This is a genomic window from Mycolicibacterium flavescens (assembly GCF_001722335.1).
GTDB classification, from domain to species: domain Bacteria; phylum Actinomycetota; class Actinomycetes; order Mycobacteriales; family Mycobacteriaceae; genus Mycobacterium; species Mycobacterium flavescens.
On record NZ_MIHA01000016.1, the window covers coordinates 30,869 to 42,738 of the forward strand.

Below are 11,870 nucleotides of genomic sequence, written 5' to 3' on the forward strand. Positions count from 1 at the left end.
GAGCAAACTTTATGCCGGGGAACCGGGGGCGCCGCCCAGGTAGTCCGCGAAGCCGACCGTGCCGACCGGGTTGTCCGGGACCAGGTTGGCGCCCGCCCGCAACGCCGCCGCGGTGCGCCCGGGCACCGGTAGCGCAACCACGCGGCGACGGCTGCGGCGCGCGTCGAGGTACATCTGCGCCAACTCCGCGTGGGTGTGGACGGTGGGACCGCCGATGTCGGGTGCGCGTCCGACGGGCGGTGCGTCGGCGAGCTCGACGAGCCGGGCCGCGACGGCCGCGGTGTCGATCGGCTGGAACCGGACACCGCGCAGCGCCCACAGCACCGGGGAGTAGCGCTGCACCGCGAACATCGTGCGCAACAGTTCGTGGAACTGGGTGGCGCGCAGCACGGTGTGGCGGACGCCGGAACCGGTGAGGACCCGCTCGGCGCCGAGCTTGGCGCGGTAGTAGGGCAGCGGGATGCGGTCGATCCCGACGATCGACACGTGCACGATGTGGGCGACTCCCGCGCGGGCGGCCGCCGCGACCAGGTTGCGCATGCCGTTGACGTCCTTGCCGCCGGTCGGCTGGGTCGCGCAGTTGACGACGACGTCGATCCCGTCGAGCGCGGCGTCCAGACCGGTGCCGTCGAGCAGATCACCCTGGGCCCAGTGCACGCCGGTGTAGCCGACGTGGCTGCGGCGGCTGAGCGCGCGCACCCGGTGCCCCGCCCCGACGGCTTCGGGGACCACGCGGTGTCCCAGCGTGCCCGTCGCCCCGGTGACGAGGATGGAGTGCGGCATCAGCCCATCCAGCGCGGTGGTCGCTTCTCGAGAAACGCGAGCATGCCTTCGCGGGCCTCCTCGGAGACGAACAGCTCGGCGGACTGCCGGGTGAGCTCGTCGGCGTGCTGATCGAAGGTCTCCAGAATAGGCCGTGTCGTCAAGGCTTTCGAGGCCGCCAGGCCCTGCGGCGACGCCTGCCCGATGGCGGCGGTGAGGTCGGCGACGGTGGCGTCGACGTCGTCGGCGGCGACGCTGACCAGCCCGGTGTCGGCGGCCTGCGCGGGCCCGAACTTCTCGCCGGTGAGGAAGTAGCGGCCGGCCGCGCGGGCGGTCATCTTCGGCAGCAGGGTCAGCGAGATGATCGACGGCGCGACGCCGATGCGCGCCTCGGTCAGCGCGAACGTGCTCGCCGGGCCCGCGACGACGATGTCGCACGCCCCGACCAGGCCGAGCCCGCCGGCGCGGACGTGGCCGTCGATCGCGCCGATCACCGGGACGGGCAGCTCCAGGATGCGGCGCAGCAGGCGGGTCATCTCACGCGCCCGGTCGACGGCCAGCTCGCTCGGGTCCTGGCCCGCCGCCTCGCCCAGATCAGCTCCGGCACAGAAGGTTCCGCCGGTGTGGCCGAGCACGACGACCCGCACGCCGGGGTCGTCGACCGCCGCGGTGAGGCACTGGTGCAACTGGTCGACCAGCGCGGTCGACAGCGCGTTGCGGTTGGCGGGCGAGTCCAGCGTGATGCGCGCGACCGGCCCGTCGACCGCGTACCCGACCAGCGCCGTCATCAGTACGACCGGGGCAGGCCCAGCGAGGTCTGCGCGACGAAGTTCAGGATCATCTCGCGGCTGACCGGGGCGATGCGCGCCAGCTTGGACGCCGTGACCGCCGCGGCGATGCCGTACTCCTTGGTCAGGCCGTTGCCGCCCAGCGACTGCACGGCCTGATCGACGGCGCGCACCGAGGCCTCGCCGGCGGCGTACTTGGCCATGTTGGCCGCCTCCGCGGCGCCGACGTCGTCGCCCGCGTCGTAGAGCGTGGCCGCCTTCTGCATCATCAGTTTCGCGAGTTCGATCTCGATGTGGTTCTGCGCCAACGGGTGTGACAGGCCCTGGTGGGCGCCGATCGGCGTCTTCCACACCTGCCGGGTCTTGACGTAGTCGACGGCCTTGTCGATCGCGAACCGGCCCATGCCGACGGCGCTGGCCGCACCCATGATCCGCTCGGGATTCAGCCCCGCGAACAACTGCGCGATCGCGGCGTCCTCGGAGCCGACGAGCGCGTCGGCGGGCAACCGGACCTCGTCACAGAACAGCTGGAACTGGTTCTCCGGGCTGACGATCTCCATCTCGATCTTGGTCCAGCTCAGGCCCTTGGTGTCGGTCGGCACGATGAACAGTGCGGGCTTGAGGTTGCCGGTCTTGTGGTCTTCGGTGCGGCCGACGACGAGCACGGCCTGCGCCTGGTCGACGCCGGAGATGTACACCTTCTGCCCGGACAGGATCCAGTCGCCGCCGTCGCGGCGGGCGGTGGTGGTGATGCGGTGGCTGTTGGAACCCGCGTCGGGTTCGGTGATCGCGAACGCCATCGTGACCGACCCGTCGGCGATGCCGGGTAGCCAGCGCTTCTTCTGCTCCTCGGTGCCGAACCTGGCGATGATCGTGCCGTTGATGGCGGGGGAGACGACCATCAGCAGCAGCGGGCAGCCCGCCGCCGACATCTCCTCCATCACGATGGCCAGCTCGTACATGCCGGCGCCGCCGCCCCCGTACTGCTCGGGCAGGTTCACCCCGATGAAGCCGAGTTTGCCTGCCTCGCTCCATAATTCGTCGGTGTGCTGGTCGGCGCGGGCCTTGGTGAGGTAGTAGTCCTGGCCGTAGTTGGCGGCCATGGCGGCGACCGCCTTGCGCAGCGCCTGCTGCTCCTCGGTCTCGACGAATCCACTCATGGTTCTCCTTCGGCCGGGTCCTGTACCCGGGCTAGTACGTAGCCGACGTCGACCTGCTGGCCGACCTCGACGTTGAGTTCGGTGAGCACGCCGTCGGCCGGCGCGGTCACGGTGTGCTCCATCTTCATCGCCTCCAGCCACAGCAGCGGCTGGCCCGCGGTGACCGCGTCGCCGACGGCGGCGCCGACGCGCAACACCGATCCCGGCATCGGCGCCACCAGCGAACCGTGCGCGACGCCGGCGTCGGGATCGCCGAACCGCGGCACGGTCACGAAGTGCGCGGGCCCCGAGGGCGAGTCGACGAACACCTGGTCGCCGTAGCGGGCGACGTCGAACGGCCGGTCGACGCCGTCGACGGTGAGCACGACGCGGTCCGGCGCCGCGGAGGCCAGGGCGACACCGTCGTGGCCGGGCAGTTGCAGGCCCGAGCGGTCGAACCGGTAGCGCACCTCGTGTTCGGCGCCGGCGTCGTCGGTGTACCGCTTGACCAGGAAGCCTGACGCCAGGTTGCGCCAGCCGCTCGGAGCTGACGCGAGAACCGTTGCGTTACTGCGGTTGTCGGCCGCATCGCTGAGCGCCGCGGCGACTGCGGACAGCGCGACCGTGCGGTCGTCGGTGATCGGCGCGGCCAGTGCGGCCAGGCCGTGGGTGTCGAAGAACGCGGTGTCGGTGGCGCCGTCGAGGAACGCCGGGTGGCGCAGCACGCGGACCAGCAGGTCGCGGTTGGTGCGCACCCCGTGGATCCTGGCGCGGGTCATCGCGTCGGCCAGCACGGCGGCCGCGCGGCGCCGGGTCGGTGCATAGGAGATCACCTTGGCCAGCATGGGGTCGTAGAAGACGGAGACCTGCGAGCCGTCGACGATCCCGGAGTCGACCCGGACACCTATGCCGCCGAGCGTGGTGAACGCCGCTCGCGCGGTGGGGATTTCGAAGTGGTGCACGGGACCGGCCTGCGGCTGCCAGTCTTTGGCGGGGTCCTCGGCGTACAACCGGACCTCGATGGAATGTCCGTGCGCGGGCGGCGGTTCCGGGCCGAGCCGGCCGCCGTCGGCGACCAGCAGCTGCTGCTCGACGAGATCGAGCCCGGTGGTCTCCTCGGTGACCGGGTGTTCGACCTGCAGCCGGGTGTTCATCTCGAGGAAGAAGAAGTCGCCCGCGCCCGGACCGTCCGGGGCGGCCATGAACTCGACGGTGCCCGCGCCGGTGTAGCCGATGGCGGTGGCGGCCAGGCGGGCGGCTTCGAACAGCTTGGCGCGCATGCCCGGTGTGCGCTCGACCAGCGGCGAGGGTGCTTCCTCGACGATCTTCTGGTGGCGGCGCTGGATCGAGCATTCGCGTTCGCCGACCGCCCACACGGTGCCGTGCCCGTCGGCGAGCACCTGCACCTCGACGTGGTGGCCGCTGGCCAGGTAGCGCTCGCAGAACACGGTCGGGTCGCCGAACGCCGCCTGGGCTTCCCGGCGCGCGGCCTGCACCTGCGCGGGCAACTCGGGCACGTCGCGCACGATGCGCATCCCGCGCCCGCCGCCGCCCGCGGACGCCTTGATCAGCACCGGCAGTTGCTCGGCGGTCACGGTCTCGGGGTCCAGTTCCTCGAGCACCGGCACCCCGGCGGCGGCCATCATCTTCTTGGCCTCGATCTTGGAACCCATCGCCGTGACCGCCTCGACCGGCGGGCCGATCCAGACCAGGCCGGCGTCGATGACCGCGGCCGCGAATTCGGCGTTCTCCGAAAGGAACCCGTAGCCGGGATGGATCGCGTCGGCACCCGATGCGCGGGCCGCGGCGATCAGTTGGCCGGCATCGAGGTAGCCGTTCCTGCCGTCCAGCCGGACCCGCGCGTCGGCCTCGGCGACGTGCGGGGACGCTTCGTCGGGGTCGGTGTAGACCGCGACCGTGCCGATACCCAGGCGTCGGCAGGTGGCGAAGACGCGCCGGGCGATCTCGCCGCGGTTGGCCACCAGAACTCGCGTGATCATCGAAGCCTCACATCCGGAAGACGCCGAAGTTCGACGTCCCCTTGATCGGGCCGTTGGCGATCGCCGACAGGCACATTCCCAGCACGGTGCGGGTGTCGCGGGGGTCGATGACACCGTCGTCGTAGAGCCGCCCGGACAGGAACATCGGCAGCGATTCGGCGTCGATCTGCGCCTCGACCGCGGCCCGCAGCGCGGCGTCGGCGTCTTCGTCGACGGTCTGGCCGCGGGCCTCGGCGGCCGCGCGGCTGACGATCGAAAGCACCCCGGCCAGTTGGGTGCCGCCCATCACCGCGGACTTGGCGCTCGGCCAGGCGAACAGGAACCGCGGGTCGTAGGCCCGCCCGCACATGCCGTAGTGGCCGGCGCCGTAGGACGCGCCGATCAGCAGCGAGATGTGCGGCACGGTCGAATTGGACACCGCGTTGATCATCATCGAGCCGTGCTTGATCATGCCGCCCTCTTCGTACTTGCGGCCGACCATGTAGCCGGTGGTGTTGTGCAGGAACAGCAGTGGGGTATCGGAGCGGTTGGCGAGCTGGATGAACTGGGTGGCCTTCTGCGACTCCTCGCTGAACAGCACACCGCGCGCGTTGGCCAGGATGCCGATCGGATAACCCCACAGCCGCGCCCATCCGGTGACCAGCGACGAGCCGTACATCGGCTTGAACTCGTCGAACTCCGAACCGTCGACCACGCGGGCGATCACCTCGCGCGGGTCGAACGGGATGCGCAGGTCGGCGGGCACGATGCCGACGAGTTCCGCCGCGTCGTAACGCGGTTCGACGACGGCCGTGGGCGTCGGACCCTGCTTGTGCCAGTTCAGCCGCGCGACGATGCGCCGCCCGATCCGGATCGCGTCGGGCTCGTCGAGCGCGAAGTAGTCCGCCAGACCCGAGGTGCGGGCGTGCATCTCGGCGCCGCCGAGCGACTCGTCGTCGGCCTCCTCCCCGGTGGCCATCTTGACCAGCGGCGGGCCGGCCAGAAACACCTTCGAGCGTTCCTTGATCATCACCACGTGGTCGGACATGCCGGGAATGTAGGCGCCGCCGGCGGTCGAGTTGCCGAACACCAGCGCGATGGTCGGTATCCCGGCCGCCGACAGCCGGGTCAGGTCGCGGAACATCTGCCCGCCGGGGATGAAGATCTCCTTCTGCGTCGGCAGGTCGGCGCCGCCGGACTCGACCAGCGAGATCACCGGCAGCCGGTTCTGCAGAGCGATCTGGTTGGCGCGCAGGATCTTCTTGAGCGTCCACGGGTTGCTGGTGCCGCCCTTGACCGTCGGATCGTTCGCGACGATCAGGCATTCGACGCCTTCGACCGCGCCGATCCCGGTCACCGCGCTGGCGCCGACCGCGAAGTCGCTGCCCCAGGCCGCCAGCGGGCTGAGTTCGAGGAACGGCGCGTCCGGGTCGAGCAGCAGCTCGATGCGTTCGCGTGCGGTGAGCTTGCCGCGATCGTGGTGGCGCTGAACGTATTTCTCGCCGCCGCCGGCCAGCGCCCTGGCGTGCTCGGCTTCGAGTTCGGCGAGTTTGGCGGTCATCACCGCCGCGGCCTCACCGTAGGCATCCGAGGCGGGATCCAGTGTCGAGCGAAGTGCGGTCACGACCGAGACCTTTCTGCCGCCGAGTGTGAAACCAGTGCGATTTTTCGGCCGATTTCTCGCCGTGGCTTCACACTCGGGAAGATCGGCACCGTCATGATTGATATCCCAACGTCTTGGCGGCCAGCGAGGTGAGGATTTCGGTGGTGCCGCCGCCGATGCCCAGGATGCGCATGTCGCGGTACTGGCGTTCGACCTCGGATTCGGCCATGTAACCCATCCCGCCGAACAACTGCACCGCCTGGTTGGCCACCCACTCACCGGTCTCGACCGCGGTGTTCTTGGCGAAGCACACCTCCGCGATCAGCCCCGCCTCACCCGTTAGTTGCCGTTCGACGACGTTGCGCGTGTACACCCGCGCCACGTCGATGCGGCGGGCCATCTCGGCGAGCGTGTTCTGCACGGACTGGCGCGAGATCAGCGGCCTGCCGAAAGTCTCACGGTTGCGGCACCATTCGACGGTCAGGTCCAGGCAGCGCTGCGCGCTGGCGTACGCCTGGGCGGCCAGGCCCACCCGCTCGGAGACGAACGCGCCGGCGATCTGCACGAACCCGGAGTTCTCGGCGCCGACGAGGTTCTCCGCGGGCACCCGCGCATCGGTGTAGGACAGTTCGGCGGTGTCGGAGGACCGCCAGCCCATCTTGTCGAGCTTGCGGGTGACCTCGAAACCGGGCGTGCCCTTGTCGACGACGATCAGCGAGATCCCGGCCGCCCCCGGCCCGCCGGTGCGCGCAGCGGTCACGACGTAGTCCGCGCGCACCCCCGACGTGATGTAGGTCTTGGCGCCGTTGAGGACGAACCCGTCCCCGTCGCGGACGGCGCGGGTGCGGAGGTGGCCGACGTCGGAGCCGCCGCCGGGTTCGGTGATGGCCAGGCTGCCGATCTTGTCCCCGCGCAACGTCGGTCGCACGTAGGTGTCGATCAACCGCTCGTCGCCCGACGCGATCATGTGCGGCACCGCGATCCCGGAGGTGAACAGCGACGCGAACACCCCGCCGGGGCACCCCGCGTAATGCAACTCCTCGCAGACCACGACCGCGTCGGCGCCGTCACCGCCACCGCCGCCGACCGACTCGGGGAATCCGGCGCCCAGGAGCCCCGCGTCACCGGCCTTGCGGTGCAGATCGCGTGGTAGTTCGCCGCCGCGTTCCCACTCGTCGACGTTCGGCAGGATCTCCCGTTCGGCGAACGCGCGCACGGCTTTACGTAGCTGTTGACGCTCGGCGGTGTCCCAGATGCTCATGCCAACCACTCCGTCGGTATGTCGACGACCCGGCTGCGCAGCCATTCGCCGAGTCCCTTGGCCTGCGGGTCGAAGCGGGCCTGATATGCGACGCCCTGCCCGAGGATGTCCTCGATGACGAAGTTGACCGCCCGCAGGTTCGGCAGCAGGTGCCGGTGCACGGGCAGGCGGGCCGCCTCGGGCAGCAGTTCGCGCAGCTTGTCGACGGTCAGAAGATTTGCGAGCCAACGCCATTGGTCGTCGGTGCGTACCCAGACCCCGACGTTGGCGCTGCCGCCCTTGTCGCCGCTGCGCGCGCCCGCGATCATCCCGAGCGGCGCCCGGGTGGTCTCGCCGTAGGTGAGGGGTTCGGGCAGGGCCGGCGGCGCGACCGGGGCCAACTCCAGAACCTCGGGGGCAGGCGCGATCTCGACGCGGGTGCCGTCCGCGTGCACGGCGACGTGTTCGACCGCGGCGGCGGGCACGTACGCGGGGGCGAACACACCGTAGACCTGCCCGGCACCCGGCGGGCTGGTCGCGTGGAACCCGGGGTAGCTGGCCAGCGCGAGTTCGACTGCGGCCGAAGAGAATCGGCGTCCGACCTTGTCGGGGTCCCGGTCACGCACCACGCAGCGCAGCAGCGCGCTGGCGGCTTCCTCGGTGTCGGCGTCGGGGTGCTCGGTGCGCGCCAGGGTCCACGTCATCTCGGCGGGCCGGTCGGTCAACGCGGCCTCCAGCTGCCGCCGGACCAAATCCGCCTTGGCCTCGATGTCGAGCCCGGTCAGCACCAGCGCCATCTCGTTGCGGAAGCCGCCGATGCTGTTGAGCGAGACCTTCAGCGTCGGCGGCGGCGGTTCGCCGCGGACTCCGCTGATGCGCACCCGGTCGGGGCCGTCGTCGGACAGCTCCACGGAGTCCAGGCGCAGCGTGGCGTCCGGGTTGGCGTAGCGCGCGCCGCCGATCTCGTAGAGCAGCTGGGCGGTGACCGTGCCGACGGTGACCGCGCCGCCGGTGCCCGGGTGCTTGGTGATCACCGAGGAGCCGTCGGCGGAGATCTCGGCCAGCGGGAAGCCCGGACGGGTCAGATCGGGGAGTTCGGTGAAGAAGGAGTAGTTGCCGCCGGTGGCCTGCGCGCCGCATTCGATGACGTGGCCGGCGGCGACCGCGCCGGCCAGCCGGTCGTAGTCGGTGCGGGCCCACCCGAAGTGCGCGGCCGCGGGCCCGACGGTCACCGAGGCGTCGGTCACCCGGCCGGTAACCACCACGTCGGCGCCGGAGTTCAGGCATTCGGCGATGCCCCACCCGCCCAGGTAGGCGTTGGCGGCCAGCACCCCGTCGAACCCGAACTCGGCGGACCGGTCGAGCAGGTCGTCGCCCGCGACAGCGGCCACCGAGACGCTGAGCCCGAGCCGCTCGGCGAGCCCGCGGACCGCGTCCGCCAGTCCCGCCGGGTTGAGCCCGCCGGCGTTGGTGACGATGCGCACCCCGCGGTCCAGCGCCAGTCCCAGGCACTCCTCGAGCTGGGTCAGGAACGTCTTGGCGTAGCCGCGGTCGGGCGATTTGGCGCGGTCACGCGCCAGGATCAGCATGGTCAGCTCGGCCAGATAGTCGCCGGTCAGGTAGTCGAGGTCGCCGCCGGTCAGCATCTCGCGCATTGCCGAGAGCCGGTCCCCGTAGAAGCCCGAGCAGTTGCCGACGCGGACGGCGTCACCAGTCACGCAGGCTCCCTTCACACCGGCCGCTCAACCAACCGGTAGGTTACGCGTTACCGCCGGTATCGTGTCAAGGTTTTCGGCGGCCGACTCCGCTGTTTTGGAGGCTACCCAGGTCGTTGGTTATCCTGAAGAGCACTTGCCGGCGCCCCGTGCTGCGCGCGGTGATGCCAGAACCGCCGGTCCGCCGGCGCAGACTTACCCCGTCAAGAGGAGAACCCGATCATGGCTGTGCCCAAGCGCAGGATGTCGCGCTCGAACACCCGTAGCCGGCGCGCGCAGTGGAAGGCCAAGGCCACCGGACTGGTCAACGTGAACGTCGCCGGTCAGCAGCACAAGGTGCCGCGTCGGCTGCTCAAGGCCGCTCGTCTCGGCCTGATCGACCTCGACCGCCGCTAGATCGTTTCGCGCCTCTCAGGTCACTCTCAGACAGGGGGCCGACACTGTGGCCGTGCGCATTCTTGTCGTCGACGACGATCGCGCGGTGCGTGAGTCGCTGCGTCGCTCCCTCTCCTTCAACGGGTACTCGGTCGATCTGGCCCAGGACGGTGTCGAGGCTCTCGAGGCCATCGCCAGCGACCGGCCCGACGCGCTCGTGCTGGACGTGATGATGCCCCGGCTCGACGGCCTGGAGGTGTGCCGGCAGCTCCGCAGCACCGGTGACGACCTGCCGATCCTGGTGCTGACGGCCCGCGACTCGGTGTCCGAGCGGGTGGCCGGCCTCGACGCGGGCGCCGACGACTACCTGCCCAAGCCGTTCGCCCTCGAGGAGCTGCTGGCCCGCATGCGGGCGCTGTTGCGCCGCACCAGCCTCGACGAGGGCGCCGATTCGGCGGCGTTGACGTTCTCGGACCTGACACTGGATCCGATCACCCGCGAGGTCACCCGCGGCGATCGGCAGATCAGCTTGACCCGCACCGAGTTCGCGCTGCTGGAGATGCTCATCGCCAACCCGCGTCGCGTGCTGACCCGCAGCCGCATCCTCGAAGAGGTGTGGGGCTTCGACTTTCCGACGTCCGGAAACGCCCTCGAGGTGTACGTCGGTTACCTGCGTCGCAAGACCGAAGCTGAAGGAGAGCCGCGACTGATCCACACCGTGCGCGGGGTGGGTTATGTGCTACGCGAGACGCCTCCGTGATGACTGGCTCGAACGGGACTGGGCCTCAACCGGTTTGGCCCCACCCGCAGCCGAGGGCACGGTCGGTGACGCTGCGCTGGCGGGTGATGCTGCTGGCGATGTCGATGGTCGCGATGGTCGTGGTGCTGATGGCGGTGGCGGTCTGGGCGGTGGTGTCGCGCGCGCTGTACGACGACGTCGACGACCAACTGCGCAGCCGGGCGCGGCTGCTGATCGAGAGCGGCTCGCTGGAGGTCGACCCGGGCAAGGCGATCGAGGGCACCGCGTACTCCGACGTCAACGCGATGCTGGTGATCCCGGGGCGGGCCATCTTCACCGCCAACCAGCAGGGCCAGACCCTGCCGCTCGGCGAACCCGAGAAGGCGGTGCTGCGCGGTGACCTGATCATGTCGCTGCGCACCGCCAACCACCAGCGGGTTCTGGCGATGCACCTGTCCAACGACAGTTCGCTGCTGATCTCCAAGAGCATGGCGCCGACCAGCGAGCTGCTCGGGAGGCTGGGCACCGTGCTGCTGATCGTCGGCGGCATCGGGGTGGCGGTGGCGGCGATGGCCGGCGGTGCGGTGGCCCGCGCGGGCCTGCGGCCGGTCGGCCGGCTGACCGAGGCTGCCGAACGCGTGGCGCGCACCGACGATCTGCGGCCGATCCCGGTGTTCGGCAGCGACGAGCTCGCCAGGCTCACCGAGACGTTCAACATGATGCTGCGCGCGTTGGCCGAATCCCGGGAACGCCAGGCCCGGCTGGTCACCGACGCCGGTCACGAACTGCGCACCCCGCTGACGTCGCTGCGTACCAACGTCGAGCTGCTGATGGCGGCGATGGCGCCGGGCGCGCCCCGGCTGCCGGACCAGGAGATGGAAGAGCTGCGCGCCGACGTGATCGCGCAGATCGAGGAATTGTCGACGTTGGTCGGCGATCTCGTCGACCTGACCCGTGACGACGCGGGGGTGGTGGTCAACGAGTCGGTGGACCTCGCCGAGGTGGTTGACCGCTCGCTGGAACGAGTTCGCCGCCGCCGCAACGACATCGAGTTCGACGTGTCGGTCTCGCCGTGGGTGGTCCACGGGGATGGCAACGGCCTGGCCCGCGCTGTGCTCAACCTGCTCGACAACGCCGCCAAGTGGAGTCCGCCCGGCGGGCGGGTCGTGGTGCGGCTGGCCCAGATCGCGCCGGGGCATGCGGAGTTGGTGGTCTCCGACTACGGTCCGGGCATCCCGCCGCAGGAACGCTCGCTGGTGTTCGAACGGTTCTACCGCTCGACGACGGCGCGGGCGATGCCCGGTTCCGGCCTGGGGCTGGCCATCGTCAAGCAGGTGGTGCTGCGCCACGGCGGCTCGCTTCGCGTCGCGGACACCGTCTACGGCGGACAACCGCCCGGCACGTCGATGCACGTGGTGCTGCCGGGTCAGCCCGGTTCCACGCTCGACTACGACGAACCCGCCGAGCCGACACGCGCCCGCTGATACCCCGGCGGGCCCCGTCGTCGGCGATGATTGGCGGGGGCGGGAA

10 protein-coding genes are annotated in these 11,870 nt (G+C 70.5%); 3 read left to right on the forward strand and 7 right to left on the reverse strand.

Translation table 11 applies throughout. The features are described 5' to 3' along the window. Positions 1–9 precede the first annotated feature (9 nt). The 7 genes from BHQ18_RS20170 to BHQ18_RS20200 all read right to left on the reverse strand — a co-directional run bounded on the left by BHQ18_RS20170 (position 10) and on the right by BHQ18_RS20200 (position 9,229). A complete protein-coding gene (locus BHQ18_RS20170) occupies positions 10–783 on the reverse strand; it encodes an SDR family oxidoreductase (RefSeq protein WP_069415419.1) in 774 nt (257 codons plus the stop codon). After that, positions 783–1,550: an enoyl-CoA hydratase family protein gene (locus tag BHQ18_RS20175; RefSeq protein ID WP_069415420.1), complete on the reverse strand. Its 768-nt coding sequence runs from the start codon at positions 1,548–1,550 to the stop codon at positions 783–785. Before BHQ18_RS20175 ends, BHQ18_RS20170 begins: the two co-directional genes overlap by 1 nt. After that, positions 1,550–2,710, reverse strand: coding sequence for an acyl-CoA dehydrogenase family protein (locus tag BHQ18_RS20180; protein ID WP_069415421.1), 1,161 nt, complete (start codon positions 2,708–2,710; stop codon positions 1,550–1,552). Before BHQ18_RS20180 ends, BHQ18_RS20175 begins: the two co-directional genes overlap by 1 nt. Further along, a complete protein-coding gene (locus BHQ18_RS20185) occupies positions 2,707–4,689 on the reverse strand; it encodes an acetyl/propionyl/methylcrotonyl-CoA carboxylase subunit alpha (protein WP_069415422.1) in 1,983 nt (660 codons plus the stop codon). Before BHQ18_RS20185 ends, BHQ18_RS20180 begins: the two co-directional genes overlap by 4 nt. 7 nt (positions 4,690–4,696) lie before the next feature. Further along, positions 4,697–6,292: an acyl-CoA carboxylase subunit beta gene (locus BHQ18_RS20190; protein WP_069415423.1), complete on the reverse strand. Its 1,596-nt coding sequence runs from the start codon at positions 6,290–6,292 to the stop codon at positions 4,697–4,699. 91 nt (positions 6,293–6,383) lie between these two features. Continuing rightward, positions 6,384–7,532: an acyl-CoA dehydrogenase family protein gene (locus BHQ18_RS20195; protein ID WP_069415424.1), complete on the reverse strand. Its 1,149-nt coding sequence runs from the start codon at positions 7,530–7,532 to the stop codon at positions 6,384–6,386. Then, the gene (locus BHQ18_RS20200) at positions 7,529–9,229 is read right to left on the reverse strand and encodes an acyclic terpene utilization AtuA family protein (protein ID WP_264010300.1); all 1,701 of its coding nucleotides are present in this window, start codon (positions 9,227–9,229) and stop codon (positions 7,529–7,531) included. The genes BHQ18_RS20195 and BHQ18_RS20200 overlap by 4 nt, the downstream gene beginning before the upstream one ends. A gap of 219 nt (positions 9,230–9,448) precedes the next feature. Here BHQ18_RS20200 and rpmF point away from each other — a divergent pair, with 219 nt between their 5' ends. Genes rpmF through BHQ18_RS20215 form a run of 3 tightly spaced genes read left to right on the forward strand, consistent with a single transcriptional unit; the run spans position 9,449 to position 11,824 of the window. Then, on the forward strand, positions 9,449–9,622 hold the full coding sequence (gene rpmF, locus BHQ18_RS20205) for a 50S ribosomal protein L32 (protein WP_069415425.1): 174 nt from the start codon (positions 9,449–9,451) through the stop codon (positions 9,620–9,622). Positions 9,623–9,674: 52 nt separating this feature from the next. Then, positions 9,675–10,361: a response regulator transcription factor gene (locus BHQ18_RS20210; protein ID WP_069415505.1), complete on the forward strand. Its 687-nt coding sequence runs from the start codon at positions 9,675–9,677 to the stop codon at positions 10,359–10,361. Beyond that, positions 10,361–11,824 carry a HAMP domain-containing sensor histidine kinase gene (locus tag BHQ18_RS20215; RefSeq protein ID WP_084294185.1) on the forward strand — a complete coding sequence of 488 codons (1,464 nt, stop codon included), beginning with the start codon at positions 10,361–10,363 and terminating at the stop codon, positions 11,822–11,824. Before BHQ18_RS20210 ends, BHQ18_RS20215 begins: the two co-directional genes overlap by 1 nt. The last annotated feature ends 46 nt before the right edge of the window (positions 11,825–11,870 follow it).